Here is an 18,745-nt window from a genome sequence, read left to right as displayed (position 1 = left end):
TAGTTACCAATGCTCGAGGTGGTTATATTAGGGAGGCATAGGTAATTCCATGACACAAACCACTATTTTATATGTACCTATTGGACGATTAACATTCGATATGGAAATAGCGGAAACTTACTATAGAGAAAGTTTAGATTGGCTGACGAAGGTATATGGTGACGGGGTAATCGCCCCGAAGCAGATCCTGACCTCGCCAGAATATTTGAAGGACTTTTTAGAATCGGTGAAAGATCAGGAGATCGATACCATCCTTTATCAGAGTGTCACGTTTGCCGATGGAGAATTCATGGTCCAAATCTTGGATTATTTCCGTGAACCTGTGATTGTATGGTCGGTCCGTGAACCGAGTGTAGGAGGCCGCTTGCGCTTAAACTCACTCACGGGAGGAAATAGCACAAGTAACGTGCTGCGTAATCATAACCATCCTTTTGCGTTTGTGCTTGGAAATCCGGATGAGGAAGCTCTTCAGACCCGTTTGGTCAAAGAAATAAACGTCATGAAGGTCATAAAAGCCTTGAGCAAAATGAAAATAGGCGTTGTTGGTGACTATCCCCCAGGTTTCTTTTTCTCGGATGCGAGTGAACCTGAACTTAAAAAGACGCTTGGCGTATCTTTGCAAAAGTTCGATCTGCAGCAGGCATTTAATGAATGCGTGCATCTTCCTGAAGAAGAATGGACTCCTGAAATTGATCGAGCACAACAGCAAGTGATTGGACTCAACCGCAAGGATGAGACGGTCAAGAAGTTTGCACAGTTCTCCACGTATATCAAAAAGCAAATTGAACATGAGGAAATTAGTGCCCTTGCGATGCGCTGTTGGCCTGATTTCTTTAATGAACTAGGAGCAGCACCTTGCTCCACACTCTCTCAATTTACGGAGGATGGGTTGGTAACCTCATGTGAGTCGGATATTCACGGTTCCATATCCATGTTTATTTTAAGAGAGCTTTCTGGAGGGAAAGCGCCGTATTTGGGTGATCTTGTTCATGTGAATGAAGATTCCAATTCGGTTGTGTTCTGGCACTGTGGTGCTGGTGCCTATTCTCTCGCTAACCCGGCTACAGGGGCTACAGCTGGTGTACATCCGAATCGAAAAATAGGTTTTGCCATGGATTTTGGATTAAAAGCAGGAGAAGTGACTATCTTTAGAGTAAGTCATACTCCAGAAGGATATCGCCTTTTAGTTCTTAGAGGAGAGGCACTAGATGTGGAGCAGCCCTTTTCAGGTACTTCAGTTGAAGTCGCTCTACAAACAGATGTAACGGACACGCTCTATGAGATGATGCATGCGGGTTATGAACCTCACTTCGCTCTCGTATATGGAGATGTTGCAGATGAACTGGTTGAATTAGGTCGCATGCTGCGTATTGAGACCAAACTATACGCTGCACCGCGAACTAGAGAGAAAAGGGCCTCTTATTTGCTAACTGGTGTTGGATCCGGGAATTAAAAGATCCCAAGAAAGCAAAAGGAGTTTGATATTGTTGAAGAACGTTCCTAATAAGCAGGCTGCTCTGTACTTACAAGTAAAAGAAGTTCTTATCCAAAGAATTCAGGATAAGATCTGGACCCCAGGTAATCTGATACCGACAGAGCAGGAGTTAATGCAAGAGTTTGATGTGAGCCGTACAACACTTCGCCAGGCGATCAATATGCTTGTACAAGATGGTTTGCTGGAGAAAACGCAAGGTAGAGGAACCGTTGTCAAAGCACAGCCTCTTTTCGGAGGAAGTTTGGGCAGATTAAAAGGTCTGGCTGAAGAAGCGACCGAACGAGGATTGACATCCAATTCCAGATTGTTACGTGTCGGTTTTATGAGTCATCTATATTATGAAACTTCGATGCTTGAGCTGGAGGAAGGGGAAGAGATCCTCGTTATTGAACGGATTCGTTTTACGGATGAGACTCCGATCGCCCTTGAGCGTTCGTGCTGGCCAGCGTCCATAGGAAAGATCTTGGAGAAAGTTGATTTAAATGATGCCAAATTTTATGAGATTCTTGAAAATAACGGAGTTAATCTAAAACGAGCTAAGGATAAGGTATCCGCCATTAATGCGACCTTATATGAAGCCGACTTACTGGGTATTCGTGGTGGTGAAGCTTTGCTGGAAATGCAAAGACTGAGTTTTGGTTACGACGATAAGCCACTTGAGTTTACAACGACGAAATTCCGGAGCGACAAATATCATTACGATATTGAGCTTACACGATAATGCTCGGAGGAGTGATCTGAATGGTGAACGAAGTAGAAGTGAAAACATACGGACTATACATGAACAGCGAGTGGGTAACCACTGCAGAAACGATGACGGTGCAAAATAAATATACCCAAGAACCTGCTGCTGAAGTCGCTGTAGCGACACAGGCTCATGTTGATCAGGCAGTGAAATTTGCCAAAGAAGCTTTAAAAGAGCCGTTTGCTCCCTATGAGCGCTATAAAGTACTGATGAAAGCCGCTGAATTGCTGCTCGCAAAAAAAGAGCAATTTGCTCAGGTTTTAGCCGCAGAAGTTGGCAAGCCCATTCGAGAATCCCGCGGTGAAGTTGAGCGTGCAGCACAAACGCTGCAGGTATCTGCTGAAGAAGCGAAGCGAATTCAGGGTGAAGGTGTTCCGGTAGAAGCAGCCCCTGGTTCTGAGAATCGAATGGCTTTTACCGTCAAAGTCCCTGTGGGTGTGATCGCAGCCATTACTCCATTTAATGTACCGATGAATCTCGTATGCCATAAGATTGGCCCTGCGCTTGCAGCGGGTAACAGCGTGGTATTAAAACCAGCAGAAGTAACCCCGATATGTGCCCTGATGCTGGCAGAATTATTGCAAGAAGCGGGTCTACCCGATGGACGTTTGCATGTACTGACAGGCGATGGAGCACAAATAGGCGATTGGTTGCTGCAAAATGAAGATGTCAACATGTTTACTTTTACAGGAAGCCCTCGTGTCGGAGAATTAATACGATCCAAGGCAGGACTCCGCAAAGTGGCACTTGAACTAGGGAATAACTCCGCCACTGTCGTTCATCAAGATGCTGATCTGGACAAAGCTGCAGCGCTGATCTCACAGAAGAGTTTTAATAATGCAGGTCAGGTCTGTATCTCAGTACAGCGGATCTACGTGCATGAACATATCTATGAATCTTTTATTGCCAAATTGATTGAGAATACGAAGAACATCGTGGTAGGTAACCCGGTAGATGAAAAAACGGATGTTGGCCCGATGATTCGTCTCAGTGAAGCGGAACGGGTAGAAGCTTGGGTGAAGGAAGCCGTAGAACAAGGAGCACATATTGAGATTGGTGGCAAACGTGAAGGTGCCGTTTATTATCCTACCATTCTGAGCAACGTTGTCGATGATATGAAAGTGTGCAGACAAGAAGTCTTTGGACCCGTTGTTGCTGTGGCTACTTACTCTAGTGAAGACGAAGTCATTGCACGTGTGAATGATTCCGATTATGGTCTGCAGGCAGGTTTGTTCACCAATGACCTGAACTTCGCCATGAAGGCAGCGCGTGAAATTGAAGTAGGCGGTCTTATTGTGAATGATGCTTCAGCATACCGTGTAGATCATATGCCATATGGCGGAGTCAAAAAAAGTGGTACGGGTAAAGAAGGCCCTAAATATGCAATCGAAGAAATGACAGAGGAACGGATCATCGTCTTCAATCTGTAATTGATAGATACCCAGCCTAGAGGCAACTTTTGTTTCTAGGTTTTTTTTCTATGCAATTAACTTAAATGTAGGTGAATGAAATGCAATTTCTATCGATACTCCTGCCTATATTCGGAATCTTTGCGATCGGTTATGTAGGACAGAAGAAAATAGGATTCGAAACGAAAAATATATCAAAAATGGCGTTATATCTAATGTCTCCAATACTGGTATTCCGCACGTTCTATACGACAGATTTTAATATGGATTATTTGTATCTTACGATTTATACGTTTGCCTTGTGCTTTTTCTTAATCCTGGTTGTGTATCTGCTCGCATATGTTCAAAAGTATTCGATGAAAGAAACGTGCGGCCTTATTCTGGCTTCTTCCTTCATGAACAACGGGAATTATGGAACTCCTGTTGTGCTGTTGTTATTCGGAGCGGCCGGGCTGGATGCAGCTATCGTTTTGATGGTCATTCAGCAGATAGTGATGTGTACAGTAGGTGTATATTATGCTGCCAAAGGAAGTCCGGAAGGAGATGGGATCGGCTCTGCATTACGAGCAGTTAAGCGGATGCCCATTGTATACGGAGGGATTATGGGGGCCTTGTTTCAATTGTTACACATTCCGCTGAGCAGTGCTGTGTTAGAGGCGGTGAGCTTGGTCGCGGATGCCGCTATTCCTACGATTATGATTGTGCTGGGCATGCAGCTTGCGAATATATCTCTCAAGAACATGAAGGAAGCAAGACTGGGCTATTCTTTACTGGTTAAGCTTATGATCTCCCCGTTTATTGCATATCTCTTCACCTTAGTACTTCCAGTGGATCCAATGGTCAAACAGATCATGATTATTATGGCGGCCATGCCGACTGCAGCGAATACGACCATGTATGCCCTTCAATATGGCACGGAACCTGAATTTGTCTCGGGTGCCACGTTGATAAGTACACTTGCAAGCCTTGTTACACTTCCAATCATTTTTACACTTGTTTTGTGATGTTTCAGAAGAAGGGAAGGGGATTAGGCAACGCAATAAAACCAACAAAGCAGCTGACCAAAGTGATCAGCTGCTTTTGTTCAACTAACGGGCAGGTTAGCGTTATGTTTATCATGATAATGAAATTCGTCAATAATGACTTATATAAGATATTGACTAACTACCTCATATGTAATATCTTAAAGCCAACTTTAACAAAAAAGGGGTTTCCTCCAATGTATAGTATCAACGAGCTTGTAAAAATAACCGGAATACCAGCATCTACGCTTCGCTATTATGAACAAGTGGGGATTCTTCCCGAAGTGAAAAGAAACGTGAATGGACGAAGAGAATATAATGAGAAAGTACTCGAGTGGCTTGAACTCGTGGTGGCATTAAAAGACACAGGAATGACGATAGAAGAAATAAAATCGTATACAGAGCTTATCCTACAAGGGGATGACACGTTGGATGTCAGAAGAGATTTTTTAACTGAACACAAAAAAAATGTAGAGATCAGCTTGGCTAAAAAACAGTATCATCTTGAAAAAATTATTCGTAAGATAGCTGTTTATGACGTGTTGCTATATAAGAAAAGAGAAAGCTCCGGTGATTTGCTTATTTGACTTAAAGTATACTTGAAGATGTAAGGTAGAGATATCATCTAAAAGGAGTGATTAGAATGTCTCTAGAAAAAAAAGTTTGGTTTATTACGGGCTGCTCTACTGGATTTGGCCGCCAAATAGCGGTACAAGCAATTGAAGCTGGTTATAAGGTTGTCGTGACTGCACGTAGAGTCGAGCAGATTCAAGATATAGTATCAGGACATGGAGAGAATACGCTTGCGTTGCCATTGGATGTAACTAACGATGATCAAATTAAAGATGCAGTTCAGCAGACCATTGACAAGTTCGGGCGTATCGATGTTCTAGTGAACAATGCTGGGATTGGATACTTTAGTTCAGTGGAAGAAAGCCTAGAAGAAGAGACACGCCGAATGTTCGAAATTAACTTCTGGGGGCTTATGCATATGACCAATGTTGTTCTCCCGCATATGAGAGCTCAGAAGTCCGGTCATATCATTAATTTCTCCTCTATCGGTGGTTTAACTTCATTTCCAACACTCGGTTACTATCATGCAACCAAATATGCAGTTGAAGGGATATCAGAAAGCTTGGCGAAAGAACTGACGCCTTTTAACATTGCAGTAACATTAATTGAACCAAGCGGCTTCCGTACGGATTGGGGCGGCAGATCGTCCGTTAAGACGGATACTCAAATCCCTGAATTGAAGGATTCGTTTGTAGGACAGATGCTGCAAGGTGTGCAGCAAAATGGTGGACAAGAGTCTGGCGATCCAGTAAAAGCAGCAGCAGCTGTAATCAAGGTAGTTGAGACACCAAGCCCACCACTTCGTTTACTTCTTGGTAAAGCTGCATATCAAGCAGCAACACATAAATTCACAGGTTTGCTGTCAGACATAGAAGAATGGAAAGAAATCACGCTCAACGCTGATTTTGAATAACAATCAAAAACCGTCTCTTAAAGAGAAGATTCAACCAATCATAATTATTCTTTAAGCTAACGGGAAACTATAGCTTACTGATGACCCGAAGGCAGCCGACGACTAAGATCGGCTGCCTTCGCTGCGCTAACGGGGGCAGGGTAATTCAATAGTCGTCGTTTTTAGAATGAACAGTATGAAATTATAGGAGAGTCCTAAAATGAAAAAGAAAATGAACTATTTAATCTTAATTTCAACGATCATCTTTATGGTTGGTTGTACCAACGTAGAAGATACATCCAATACAGATGTAGAAACAGATTCACAAGAAATAAACACAGATACAACAAATAAGAATAGTGAAAAAAAAGCAGCTGTCAAAGCGGTTATTGAAGAACCAGTAGGAGAGGAAACATCAACTAACGAATTGTTTTAGGATAAGTCGATGGTGGTGATTTGTCTGGGCATCGTGAACCTAATGTTGTTGTTGACATTGGATACGGAGACCGTGAATATTGGGCATTTACTAATGAATATGGGCAATTAGTGCGTGTCCATGCTGATGAAATTATTCTACAAGACGACCATAACGAACCTGTACTATCGTCTGGCAGATACTATACTGATGAGGCAAAGGTTCCTGGTGTCGAAAGTGACGTTTTAGATGAAGGACATATCATTGCTGATTCTCTCAGAGGGGTATCGAATGCTTATAATATTACCCCACAAGATAGCACACTCAACCGACATGGTGATCAGGCTTATATGGAAGATGCGATACGCAAAGCAGGTGGAGTCACTAATTTTGAAGCGATTGTCACATATCCGAATACAGAAACCCAAATCCCTTCAAGTAACCAGTATACCTACAGGTTAAAGGGTAACAAGATCGTTGATACATTTGACAATGTGAACCCTGATGAAGTAAATGCATCACTCGGATTAACAGGCAGTGAGCCTTCTGACTCAACTAGTTCAAATAAAAACGCTAACATTTCTAGTGTTGATACAAACGGTAATGGACAGGTGACGATTAAAGAAGCTAAAGAAGCAGGTTATAGTATGCAATAACGAGTGATCATTGGTTATATCCATATATGCACGATGCTGATATGGACGGTATGATAGGTGAGTAAGACTAAATAAGAGCAGTTTGCCGTCGCGGCAACTGCTTCTTCTCATTCAGCTATCGGGCAGGTTTGTTTCGTATTCCCACCCTCAGACAAAGGAAGTTGTTCTACTTTATAGATCAGACTCTGCAACAGATTTTCCAAGTTATTCAGTCCTTTTATAAAGATTTTCACCAACAGCTTTGTACGAATGCTTTAAACCCAAATTAATGGTGTTGTCCAGTCACAAGAATTAGTTATCAAATTTCCCTAAAGGAAACAAATTAACTTTTGTAAGCCATAAACTCATTTCCATTACTGTTTCCTGCATACCATTTTCTAACCAATAAAGAATAATTCCAACTGCCCCATTTGCCATATAGATTGCTTCCCAAATACTGACCCTAAAATGAAGTATCTCAGTAATAATCTCTTTCACAAAACGCCCACGAAATTCACTTTCAGTTAACAATTTTTTGTAAAGAGAAGATTGTTTTTGTATATGTTCAAACATGACGACATGTGATTTAATTGGCTTATTTAATTTTATGAATTCATTTATAGCTGATTCATAGGAATATTTCGGCTGTTTCAATGATTCTTTCAGCTCATTCAATTTATCATTTTGGAATTGAGTGAACATATCCTGTTTATCAAGAAAATGAAGGTAAAACGTTGAACGGTTGACCTCCGCTTTCCGTACAATTTCACGAACCGTAATAGCTTCATGCCCCTCCAAAATAATTAAATTCGCCAATGCGTCCATAAGTAACCTTCTGGTACGAGTCACACGAGGATCAACTACACTGTTCAACTGACTTTCCTCCATAAATTATCATTATTTTTCCGACACTTATATCATAAATGTATGTTATCCGACATTCCTTCTAAGTTTGATGATTGAGGAAACCGTTTTCATATAATAGGATAATTTAAAGACACACTGTTGTCTACTTTAATAAATAAATGTTATTACTGAGGAGGAAATAGATATGGGATTATTAGATGGTAAAGTAGCTATTATTACTGGCGCTGCTAAAGGGATGGGGGCATCTCACGTTCGTCGATTTGTTGATGAAGGTGCAAAAGTTATCTTTACAGATATTTTAGAAAACGAAGGTCAAGCACTTGCACAGGAATTAGGTGATTCTGTACGTTTTATTAAGCATGATGTGACAAATGAGGATGACTGGAAAGATGTTGTGAAAGCTTCGATTGAAGCTTTTGGTAATATAAATATATTGGTAAACAATGCTGGTATTGATGTACCTGAGGTTAATCTTGAGGGAGCAGATTTTACTACTTATCAAAAAGTTATTGCTGTGAATCAACATTCTGTATTTTTAGGAATGCGCGCAGTCGTTGAATCTATGAAAAAAGCTGGGGGCGGCTCCATTATAAACATTTCTTCACTAGCAGGTATGGTTGGAGCTTATAAAAAAGTGGCTTATACAGCTTCAAAATTTGCAGTTCGTGGAATGACTAAAGCTGCCGCATTAGAACTTGGTGATTATAATATCCGAGTAAATTCTGTGCATCCTGGTTTTATCGTAACTGATATGACTAGAGATTTAGTTTCACCTGAGTTGGAGCAAACTTTACCAATTCGTAGAGCAGGTAAACCTGAAGAGGTAACAAATCTCGTTACCTATTTAGCTTCCGACCAATCGTCCTACTCAAGTGGTTCAGAATTCATAATTGATGGTGGCCTAGGCGCACAATGATGAATAGAAAAACACTGTCGACAACTGACAGTGTTTTTTTACGGATTTATTTATATTCTTAAGCAATAAGTAAAATAAGATCCCTCCATTGAATATAAACTCCGTACATTTCTTTCATTTGGTTAACGACATACGCTCCGGGTTTTTGTGCGTGAGTAAGACCTGGATACACATGGAGCTCTGTTGGAATACCTGCAGTTATAAGTGTCGGTGGTAGACCAGTCATATCTTCGATTCTAGCTACCCTGGCTTCTCAACAGCTGCCTTTAAATAATGCTACTAACGACTGATTTTTAACTGTTTTTATCCTTTCTTGTACGGACAATCAATTCTATAAGGGATGCACCAAAATCTCAAACTTGAAACATCATGAATCTTTTTGATCCAAATGACAAGTTAATTATTTGTTCAACTAACGGGAAACGTTAGCTGAATTATACCAAGAAAGCAGCTGATCAATGCGATCAGCTACTTTAGTTTAGCTCAGGAGAAGTTTTTTTAATTAGATCTTAAATAAGAAAAATCAAATTGAAAAGTTTCTCTTTTTTAAAGTGAAAATCACCTTTATCATTTGATAAAACATTAGAGAGAGGTGTAAAAGTTTGACCAAAATAAATGCAACAGAAAGGGTTCTTCGAACAACTATTTCAGTTATTGGTTTCCCACTAGCATTCGTTCAAACTCTTCTTTCAAAATATGCAATACATAAATACAAGCGAATGGGGAAATTGATTAATATCGGTAGCCATAGCTTACATGCTATTGTAGCTGGACAAGATAAAGATGGACCTACTGTTATATTAGAATCAGGAATGGGGGGCTGTGCATTAGATTGGTCGCTAGTACAACCTGAACTATCCAAACATACAAAGGTTATTTCATACGACCGCGCGGGATTTGGGTGGAGTACACAAACGATTGATAAACCCACATGTGAAAATTATGTCCTTGATCTTAGAGAGTTATTAAGTAGATTAGAGCTAAAACCGCCGTATTTACTTGTTGGGCATTCGTATGGTGGAATGATAATACGATTGTTTGCATCCGAGTTTCCTGATGAAGTAATGGGTATTATTCTTGTCGATTCAACTCATGAAAAGAGATATTTAGAATCCACTTCAAGTGAAAAAAGAAGAATAGAACGACTAAATAATCAAAAACGTCTTAGGCTTGGTTATCTATTATCACCAATTGCGGTTCCTCGAATGATAAAACAGCATATTGGTTCTAAAAGACTGCCTCTCGATATTCAGAAAAAAGCAGCTGCATTAGGATATAGAAATAATGCATATAAGGCAGCATATTTAGAATTCCTCTGTACCATTAAAAGTGCTGAACAGTTACATCAATCACAGCCACTGAGATCGGATATCCCTATACTAGTATTAACTGCAGGCAAACAAAGTGAAGAATGGAAACATGGACAAAAGGAGCTTTTAATTCTGTCTAAAAAACTCAACATATTATCGTGGAAGACAGCTGGCATTCTATACAAATTCACAATCCTCAAGTTGTGATTAATTCGGTAATTAGTTTATTACGCTAACGGGAAACGATAGCTCAATAAATCAAGAAGGCAGCCGGCCATGGTGATCGGCTGCCTTTGTTCAACTAACGGGCAGGATAGGATAGCCATTTTATCGAACAATAGACAATAGGGGAATTTATGAAGGTCAAATGACTAGGAGTGAGGGTATGAAATTATTACTGACATCTGCAGGCGTTAATAACCAAAGTATACACGATGCGTTAGCTCGCATGTTGGACAAGCCGATTGCTGACTCCAATGCCCTGTGCATTCCCACGGCGATGTACGGACATCCCTGGGTTGGCCCTGGCGTGAAAACCTGGGAGTTTATCAGCGGGAAATCCGAGAACCCCATGGTTGACCTCGGCTGGAAGTCAGTAGGTGTGCTGGAGCTCACCGCACTGCCAAGCATCAGTAGAGACCACTGGGAGCCCCTGGTCCGGGAAACAGACGTCTTGCTGGTGTCGGGTGGCGATGCTCTCTTCCTATACCATTGGATGCGGCAATCCGGACTGGCAGAACTCTTGCCTTCACTGAAGGCCGTTTATGTGGGAATGAGCGCCGGTAGTATGGTGATGGCACCTAAGATCGGGGAATACTTTGTGGGGTGGACTTCACCTACCGGTGGCGATGAAACGTTGGGACTGGTTGATTTTGCAATTTTTCCGCATCTTGATCACGTCATGCTGCCAGATAACACCATGGCTGCTGCTGAGAGCTGGGCCGCAGAGATTCAAGGGCCGGCATATGCAATCGATGATCAGACCGCCATCAAGGTGATCGATGGAGCAGTAGAAGTGGTTTCCGAAGGGAATTGGAGGCATTTTATGCTCTAAGATTCCTCACCGCTGAGGTAACGGGATACGATAAGTTAATATAACCAAGAAAGCAGCTGATCTACGTGATCGGCTGCTTTTGTTCTGAAACGAGCATTTTAGTTGAGGTCGATCCTTTTTGAAAGCTTGACAAGGTAAAAACATTTATATATAACTAAATTAGTTATAACCATTATGGTTATATATAAAAATAAAAACTGGAGGTTAACATGAAAATCATAAATCATTTTATACCCGTTTTTACCGAACAACTGGAATTAACTGTTACATATTATGAGTCTATTGCTAACCGATCTATGGATCGCACGTGGAATATTCCCGAGGCTGGCTTATCTTTAGCCACAGTATATCCTTACGTCATTGTATCTGGAAGTCCAGAGGCCTTGGAGCCTGCTAGATCACTCCGTGCAGTGGTGTATGTTGATTCCATGAGCGAATTGAAGGCAGAATTAAAAAAACAAAATACCCTTATCGTAAGAGATCAGCATGGTCCCATTGGTCCAAGCGTTTTTGTTCAACATCCTGATGGTAGTTTTATTGAATATGTTGAGCCTGCGCACGCTTCTGTTTGACTTGGTGCAAAATCAAAAAAATGCAAAATAAAGCTACTCCATCAGAGGAGTAGCTTTATTTTGCATTTGCCTTTATCCGTAGCTGCTCTACAATCTGAGCTAGGGTAACAGAAGCTAGTTCTTGCTCCATAGCCTTCTGTGCATTAGAGAATTGGGGTAATAGAATGGATTCAATGTTCATTCCTACAGAACAATTGGGGTCCGTATCCTTGTGAATTTTGAAAAGCTGATTTCCATCCACAGATTCGACGGCTTGGAAGATATTCAGTAGGGTTAATTTTTCAGGAGAGATCAGAAGAGAGGCCCCCGCAACTCCTGGTTTTGTATCAATATAACCTGCTTTTTTGAGCTGGGCCATAATCCTTCGAATTACGACAGGGTTACTATTGATGCTACGGGCAATTCGATCGCCTGTACTATATAGGGGGTCCAGCGAGATCATGGAAAGAATATGGACTGCCATCGAAAAACGACTACTTATTTGTTTCAATCTACTCACCTTCTTTGCTAAATAGTATAGTTTCATTTAAAGAACAGGTCAATCGACAGCATCATCAGCAGGTAAACAGGTGGGTCAAAGATCAACTCCAGAAACATTTCCATTCTCATCATTGCAATTTACATTCACGTAATGTAAAATCACTTGATGGAAAAAATATGAAGGGGTGGGAGTATGAGATGGAAACGGAAGGCTTACAGTCAGTGGACTTGCGTAATTTCATATTTCCATTCCATTAGAACACTAAAGCATTTATTGCTTTAGTGTTTTTTATTTTATGGGGGTGTAATCATTGTCAAGGTACAAAAGGGTTCTCGTTAAGCTAAGTGGTGGAGCAGTAGCAGGAAACTCCGAATTTGGTTTTGAGCCAGAAAGGTTAGATCATATTGCGGATGAAATTATGTCAGTGGTAAACTTAGGCGTTGAAGTATCGTTAGTTATAGGTGGGGGTAACATTTTCAGAGGGAATATGGCGGAAAGCTGGGGGATCGAAAGGGCAGAAGCTGATAACATTGGGACACTTGCGACTGTAGTAAATAGTTTAATGCTTCGTGGAGTTCTTAAAGCCAAGACCAAAAAGGAAGTACGAGTAATGACGGCAATACCTATTACTTCAGTTGCAGAACCATACATCCGTCTAAGAGCAATCCACCATCTAGAAAAAGGCTATCTTGTAATTTTTGCAGGGGGGAACGGTCAACCTTACGTTACAACAGACTATCCTTCAGTACAAAGAGCCATCGAGGTTCATTGTGACGCTTTATTTGTTGCAAAGCAAGGTGTTGATGGTGTTCTTAATGCAGACCCTAAATTGGATAAGGATGCAAGGAAATTCCGCTCGCTTCATTACAACGATGTCTTAAAACACAACTTAAAGGTAATGGACCAATCCGCTTTCATTTTAGCAAGAGACTACAATCTGCCCATGCATGTGTTTAATTTTGACAAGCCAGGCACAATGAAAGAGATTTGTGAAGGAAATAATAAGGGTACTATTATTAGCGGTGAATCAATTTTGGAATTGGAATAACAGAACTTCTGTCCGAGGGAGCACATTGTGCTCCCTAGATTTCGTAATAAACTTGCTGTTACAGACAGCGGGGTGAACCGTATCATAAGCGAGGCAAGTTTTGGAGTAAATAAAAGAAGCCCGTTTCTTTCAGAGCTCTTGAAAAATATATAAGAGGAGGCCACTCATTTGAAAGCACTTGTATTTAATAAATTCGGAGGACCGGAAGTACTAGAATATCTTGAAATTTCGGATCCAGTTATCGGGCCTGACGAAATATTAGTAAGGATGAAAGCCATCGGATTGAATTTTGCAGATATTTATAGAAGGAAAGGGAACTATCATCTTACTGGGAATTCCCCGTTTATTTTAGGTTATGAAGGGGCAGGAGTCGTTGAAAAAACGGGAGCTAATGTCCAAGGAATCAGCGTTGGCGACCCTGTTGCATTTGCAGATGTCCCCCATGCTAACGCAGAAAAAGTGGCTGTTCCTATAGAAAAGGCAATTCCTCTTCCAGAGACCATTTCATTTGAAAAGGCGGCTTCTGTTTTACTGCAAGGGTTGACTGCCCACTATTTAACAAAAGATAGTTATGCGGTTAAGGAGAATGATGTAATTCTAGTTCATGCCGCAGCAGGGGGCGTTGGACAGTTGCTTGTTCAAATGGCAAAGCTCTTCGGTGGGAGGGTCATTGGTTTAACCTCCTCGATGGAGAAGGCGTCGGCAGTTAAGAGCTCTGGAGGGAATCAGGTTTTTTTGTACTCGGATGATTGGAAGAGAAAAGTCATGGAGGAGACAAACGGAAAAGGTGTGGATGTTGTCTATGACTCAGTCGGCTCCACGCTTGAGGATAGTTTTGCAGTCACTCGCATTGGGGGGACGGTTGTATTTTATGGAATGGCAGGGGGAGACCCGGCTCCAGTTGACCCAAGGATGTTGATGGATACGTCAAAAACTTTGACTGGTGGCGATCTTTGGAATTTCCTTACTTCCCACGAGGAACGGGCAACCCGTTCAGCCGAGTTGTTCCGCTGGATCGAAGAGGGGAAAATAACGGTATCCGAGCCTACGGTATTTGCACTACGAGATGGAAGAAAAGCGCATCAATTTCTGGAGAGCCGCAAAAGCACGGGGAAAATTTTATTAAGACCGTAAAAATCGTATGAATCTAACCAAGACTCAAGTTATTGGAATGGTGGATTATCCGTTCGATGCCATATCCGCCGCCCGTCATGGATGAACAATTTTGGAATTTGCTTAACCGAGGTGTCGAAGGACACGAATACTATTCCATGGGGAGCCGCTAATTTCGCGGCTTTTTTTGTTTGGATAAGAGACCTGCAAATGTATGAAGAATTTTCCCAGATAATGGGAAATATAATCTCTTGCCAAGGGACATAAGGTATGGTACTTTTGTATCATTATTAACCATGTGTTAACCGTTAGCTTTTTGTAAATGATATACATTATCTGGAGTGAAGTGGGGTGTTGATGGTACACAGTCCAACCCAATTTTATATCTTGCTTCGGGGGGGAAAAGACCAGAGACAAAGCCTTTTTTTAAAAAAAATGGAAGCGCTAACAATTTCCCTCCTGGCGGGTTGTGACTTTCCTACATAGTTTGGTACATGTCGGGTGTCCGTGCCGAGTTTGGAGTAGAGAAGCAAACGACTTGGAGTCTTGAAGTTTAGGTAAGCTGCTGTAGTCGAATTTTCTTCGTCAAGCAGTTCCCTTTAAAAATCACATTAGATTAAAAATGAGTGGGTTGAATTTAATTAAGACCTGGATGACATGGGCAAACCAGCAGAAACAGGTTAAATTATAGCGCTTAATTGATTAAATATAAAAAAGTCATTCAGCAGACAGTATCTTATAATGAAAGCGGAATCATTACTGAAGTGAAAAAAAGAGAATGAAGCAAGGGAGTCGTGAAACGGAAGGAACACTGTTTTTTTACCCATTCTGGAAGTGATTAAAATAAGGGAGAGTTATCCATGCAAACTACGAACATAACAAACGAAATGCCTCTGGTAGGGTCGATAATCAAGCAAAAGAATGGCAAATTAAGCTTTAAAGAAAAAATCAGCTACGGGCTTGGAGATTTAGGTTCTAATCTCATGTGGGGGATCGTCGGAAGCTTTCTTCTCTACTTTTATACGGATGTCGCTCTGATACCGGTTGCTGCAACAGGAACGTTACTTCTGGTAGCGCGAATATTGGATTCGATTATTGACCCGGTTATTGGAGGATTTGTGGACCGAACCAATACCAAATTCGGACGGACACGTCCGTACATTTTATTCGGTATTGTTCCGTTTGCGATCATGCTCATTTTGACCTTTACCAGTCCTGACATTTCAACAACGGGTAAAATCATCTACGCTTCGGTTACTTATATTATTGCAGGTTTGTTGTACTCGCTTATCAATATCCCTTATGGCTCACTTATGTCGTTAATGACGCGCAGTGGGGAAGAGAAAGACCAGCTGTCCAGCTTTCGAATGGTGGGTATGGCGGTCGGCAGCATTATTGTAACCGCTCTAACGACTCCCATGGTGAGCTACTTTGGCGGTGGTAATGAACACAAGGGATATCTGTATACAACCATTATTTTTGCTGTCCTTAGTGCAATCATGTTTCTTATTGTTTATAGAAATTGCAAAGAGCGTTATGTCGATCCTGTATCATCGGTTAAGGAAAAAGGGTCCATTATTCAGACTTATAAGAGCGCTTTCAGAAATACCCCTTGGGTATCAACGATCATATTCTCACTTTTGTTGTTTATTAGAACCGGTGCTACGGTATCCATTACGATCTATTTTTCGCTTCATGTTCTGCATAATCCAGCTATGATCTCTATTTTGCTGCCAGCACTATACGTTTCGTTATTGTGTTCTGCTGCGATTACACCGACATTTCTGAAGAAATTCAAGCAAAGAAAAGGAAACATTATCGCACAGATTATATTTTTGATTGGATTGGCCTTTATGCCATTTTTTGAACACAATATGGTCGTGTTTGTCGCTCTATGGTTTCTTGCCAATGTATTCGGCGGTGTTAGCTCAGGTGCCGTATTCAGTATGATTGCTAACTCTGTTGATTACAATGAATGGAAATTTAATAAAAAAGCTGAGGGTACGCTGTATGCAGGTTACAGTTTCGCTACAAAAGTCGGTATGGCTCTGGGAAGTGCAGTCGTTGGATATACACTAGCGCTGACCGGTTATAGTGCGACAAATGTGACGCCGGAAGCGTCATCAGCCATTAACATGTTATTTTTCGTTATTCCGCTTGTCTGCACCATCCTGCAAATCATTGCAGTTAGTTTCTATAAATTGGATGCTATTCATCCGAAAGTTGTAAGTGAGCTTGAAGCGAGAAGAAGTGCTCTTTAAATCTCATCAGCTGTTGTGTTGCAGTTTTACCCAAAGGCAATGCTGTAAGAGTTTTAAACTTATGGCATTGTCTTTTTATATGAAAAATGATTAACTAAATGTAAATGATTAAATAAAAGTAAATATCAAAGGGGAGAAACAGTGATGAACTTAGAACGTAAGTTTTACATCGGAATTGATCTTGGAGGAACCTCGGTAAAAGTGGGGATCTGTGGCGAGGACGGTAGTTTGCTTGCCGTATATGAAGGACCGACAGAAGCAGAGAAACGCGCAGAGGGTGTTCTTCAGAACATTGAACTTTACGTGAGGGAGTTAGTCTCCAGGGAGGGCTACAGCTGGAATCAGATCGCCGGTATTGGCGCGGGAATTCCGGGGTTTCTCGATTTTCAAGCAGGACTTGTGAAAGCTTCACCTAATTTGGGATGGAGGAATGTGCCCGTAAAAGAGATTTTGGAAGCTCGTTTAGGTAAAGAAGTCAAGATTGATAATGACGCCAATGCAGCTGCGCTAGGGGAAGTCTGGAGTGGAGCTGGTGCAGGAATTTCAAACGTGGTTTGTTATACGCTTGGTACTGGTGTAGGCGGCGGGATTATCGTTAAGAACAACCTGTGTCAGGGATTTAACGGAATGGGTGGCGAAATCGGACATATGAACGTAGTCGCTGAGAACGAGGCAATTGCATGTGGCTGTGGCAAAACAGGGTGCCTAGAGACGGTTGCTTCCGCTACCGGCATGATATACATGGCCAAAGAGGCTGTAATTCGTGGCGAAAAGACCTCTCTGGCTTTAATCCGTGAAATATCTGCAAAAGATGTGCTGGATGAGGCTAAAGCAGGCGATCCAGTATCTGTCCAGATTGTAGATCGGGCTGCAAAATATTTGGGCAAATCCATGGCGCTGCTGTCCATCATCGTTAATCCTCAACGCTTTGTAGTAGGTGGGGGTGTTGCGAAAGCCGGAAGCTATCTGCTGGACCGAATTGAGGGATACTACTGTGAATATGCGCTTGAAAATGCTAGAGAGAACGTAGATATTGTACCTGCCATCCTCGGGAATAATGCGGGTGTGGTCGGTGCGGCAGGACTCCATCTATATGAGTGAAGCTAAGTTACCGCATCCATTCATTAGCTGGCTGGACAAGCTTGTTTAAAGATGGATCATCCACGGCGATGCCCCTAGGAACCGCTTGATTTTTACAGAAGCCTATATTATCCTAAGTAATGATTAACCTTAGATAAATGGTTAACTCTGGCATATGAGGGAGGGGGTGTTTATGGTGACTACATGGCACCAGGATGTACGGAACCGTAACCGCGAAGAATTCATAATTGCCGGACAACATGCGCTTATCGAGCGTAATTTTACGAATGTGGGACTAAAAGATATCTGTGAGCGGGCGAATTTAAGTAAAGTTACCTTCTATAAATGCTTTAACTCCATGGACGAACTGATCTTTGCGGTACAGCAAAAAATACTCGGTGAACTTACTGAGTTTATTGAAAGTCATTCTATTGCAAAAAGGAACGGGCTGGAGAGCGTTGAGGGATATCTGGACGCTTGGATTCTGTTTTTGGAGGCTCACCCTGACCACCTGAAATATATTGGTTTCTTTGATCATACCTACCGTGATCATTATCCGAATGAAGAACTGCAGGCCACTTACCGTGAATTGGTCAGCGACGGCGCTATGGGTCGAGTACTGCATAATTACATAGAGCAGGGCGTCCGGGATGGGTCGATAAGATCTGACATTAAGCTGGAGGAAACCAGTCTCTTTGTTGTTGAGATGATCATCAGTTTAATGCAGCGCTTGGCCTTCAGAGGAAAGCTGTTAAAAGAGGAACATCAGGTTGGTTATGAAGAAATTGCGAAAACGTCAAAATTGATTGTTCTGTACTATTTAAAGAAGTAATTTTACGCAATATAAAAGATGGATT

The 18,745-nt window shown here is 41.6% G+C and carries 17 protein-coding genes and 2 pseudogenes; 17 read left to right on the top strand and 2 right to left on the bottom strand.

The window, feature by feature from the left end:
- The first annotated feature begins 49 nt into the window (after positions 1–49).
- From sftI to PIL01S_RS23625, 7 genes and pseudogenes are all read left to right on the top strand, one after another.
- Entirely contained in the window at positions 50–1,453 is a 1,404-nt protein-coding gene (sftI, locus tag PIL01S_RS23655; RefSeq protein ID WP_127539670.1) for a sulfoquinovose isomerase, read from the top strand.
- A 34-nt stretch (positions 1,454–1,487) separates the two neighbouring features.
- Positions 1,488–2,216 carry a GntR family transcriptional regulator gene (locus PIL01S_RS30100; protein WP_127539669.1) on the top strand — a complete coding sequence of 243 codons (729 nt, stop codon included), beginning with the start codon at positions 1,488–1,490 and terminating at the stop codon, positions 2,214–2,216.
- A 20-nt stretch (positions 2,217–2,236) separates the two neighbouring features.
- Positions 2,237–3,670: an aldehyde dehydrogenase family protein gene (locus PIL01S_RS23645; protein ID WP_127539668.1), complete on the top strand. Its 1,434-nt coding sequence runs from the start codon at positions 2,237–2,239 to the stop codon at positions 3,668–3,670.
- Positions 3,671–3,750: 80 nt separating this feature from the next.
- The gene (locus PIL01S_RS23640; RefSeq protein ID WP_127539667.1) at positions 3,751–4,653 is read left to right on the top strand and encodes an AEC family transporter; all 903 of its coding nucleotides are present in this window, start codon (positions 3,751–3,753) and stop codon (positions 4,651–4,653) included.
- A 215-nt stretch (positions 4,654–4,868) separates the two neighbouring features.
- Positions 4,869–5,258, top strand: a complete 390-nt coding sequence (locus PIL01S_RS23635) for a MerR family transcriptional regulator (RefSeq protein WP_127539666.1) — start codon at positions 4,869–4,871, stop codon at positions 5,256–5,258.
- Positions 5,259–5,314: 56 nt separating this feature from the next.
- A complete protein-coding gene (locus PIL01S_RS23630) occupies positions 5,315–6,157 on the top strand; it encodes an oxidoreductase (RefSeq protein ID WP_127539665.1) in 843 nt (280 codons plus the stop codon).
- A 199-nt stretch (positions 6,158–6,356) separates the two neighbouring features.
- A pseudogene (locus tag PIL01S_RS23625) lies at positions 6,357–7,272 on the top strand (DNA/RNA non-specific endonuclease).
- Between the two features lie 226 nt (positions 7,273–7,498).
- Here PIL01S_RS23625 and PIL01S_RS23620 read toward each other — a convergent pair.
- Positions 7,499–8,059, bottom strand: coding sequence for a TetR/AcrR family transcriptional regulator (locus PIL01S_RS23620; protein ID WP_164764327.1), 561 nt, complete (start codon positions 8,057–8,059; stop codon positions 7,499–7,501).
- A gap of 178 nt (positions 8,060–8,237) precedes the next feature.
- On the opposite strand from PIL01S_RS23620, the gene PIL01S_RS23615 reads away from it, so the two are divergent.
- The 4 genes from PIL01S_RS23615 (at position 8,238) to PIL01S_RS23600 (ending at position 11,905) form a co-directional block, all read left to right on the top strand.
- The gene (locus PIL01S_RS23615; protein ID WP_127539663.1) at positions 8,238–8,969 is read left to right on the top strand and encodes a glucose 1-dehydrogenase; all 732 of its coding nucleotides are present in this window, start codon (positions 8,238–8,240) and stop codon (positions 8,967–8,969) included.
- A gap of 602 nt (positions 8,970–9,571) precedes the next feature.
- On the top strand, positions 9,572–10,486 hold the full coding sequence (locus tag PIL01S_RS23610) for an alpha/beta fold hydrolase (RefSeq protein ID WP_127539662.1): 915 nt from the start codon (positions 9,572–9,574) through the stop codon (positions 10,484–10,486).
- Positions 10,487–10,664: 178 nt separating this feature from the next.
- Positions 10,665–11,333: a Type 1 glutamine amidotransferase-like domain-containing protein gene (locus tag PIL01S_RS23605; protein WP_127539661.1), complete on the top strand. Its 669-nt coding sequence runs from the start codon at positions 10,665–10,667 to the stop codon at positions 11,331–11,333.
- Between the two features lie 209 nt (positions 11,334–11,542).
- Positions 11,543–11,905 (top strand): VOC family protein, encoded by a 363-nt coding sequence (locus tag PIL01S_RS23600; protein ID WP_127539660.1) that lies wholly within the window; start codon positions 11,543–11,545, stop codon positions 11,903–11,905.
- A 55-nt stretch (positions 11,906–11,960) separates the two neighbouring features.
- On the opposite strand, the gene PIL01S_RS23595 is transcribed toward PIL01S_RS23600, so the two are convergent.
- The gene (locus tag PIL01S_RS23595) at positions 11,961–12,404 is read right to left on the bottom strand and encodes an Rrf2 family transcriptional regulator (protein WP_307721003.1); all 444 of its coding nucleotides are present in this window, start codon (positions 12,402–12,404) and stop codon (positions 11,961–11,963) included.
- A gap of 292 nt (positions 12,405–12,696) precedes the next feature.
- Here PIL01S_RS23595 and pyrH point away from each other — a divergent pair, with 292 nt between their 5' ends.
- The 6 genes and pseudogenes from pyrH to PIL01S_RS23565 all read left to right on the top strand — a co-directional run bounded on the left by pyrH (position 12,697) and on the right by PIL01S_RS23565 (position 18,720).
- Positions 12,697–13,434 (top strand): UMP kinase, encoded by a 738-nt coding sequence (gene pyrH / locus PIL01S_RS23590; protein WP_127539658.1) that lies wholly within the window; start codon positions 12,697–12,699, stop codon positions 13,432–13,434.
- 168 nt (positions 13,435–13,602) lie between these two features.
- The gene (locus PIL01S_RS23585; RefSeq protein WP_127539657.1) at positions 13,603–14,568 is read left to right on the top strand and encodes a quinone oxidoreductase family protein; all 966 of its coding nucleotides are present in this window, start codon (positions 13,603–13,605) and stop codon (positions 14,566–14,568) included.
- A gap of 29 nt (positions 14,569–14,597) precedes the next feature.
- Positions 14,598–14,720 (top strand): annotated as a pseudogene (locus PIL01S_RS30095) (TetR/AcrR family transcriptional regulator); the annotation flags it as partial.
- A 687-nt stretch (positions 14,721–15,407) separates the two neighbouring features.
- A complete protein-coding gene (locus PIL01S_RS23575) occupies positions 15,408–16,808 on the top strand; it encodes an MFS transporter (RefSeq protein ID WP_127539656.1) in 1,401 nt (466 codons plus the stop codon).
- A gap of 144 nt (positions 16,809–16,952) precedes the next feature.
- Entirely contained in the window at positions 16,953–17,909 is a 957-nt protein-coding gene (locus PIL01S_RS23570; RefSeq protein ID WP_127539655.1) for an ROK family glucokinase, read from the top strand.
- Positions 17,910–18,081: 172 nt separating this feature from the next.
- On the top strand, positions 18,082–18,720 hold the full coding sequence (locus PIL01S_RS23565; RefSeq protein ID WP_164764326.1) for a TetR/AcrR family transcriptional regulator: 639 nt from the start codon (positions 18,082–18,084) through the stop codon (positions 18,718–18,720).
- Positions 18,721–18,745: the final 25 nt, after the last annotated feature.

The organism is Paenibacillus illinoisensis NBRC 15959 (assembly GCF_004000925.1).
Lineage (GTDB): Bacteria > Bacillota > Bacilli > Paenibacillales > Paenibacillaceae > Paenibacillus > Paenibacillus illinoisensis.
This window is presented reverse-complemented; position numbering and strand designations above follow the sequence as displayed.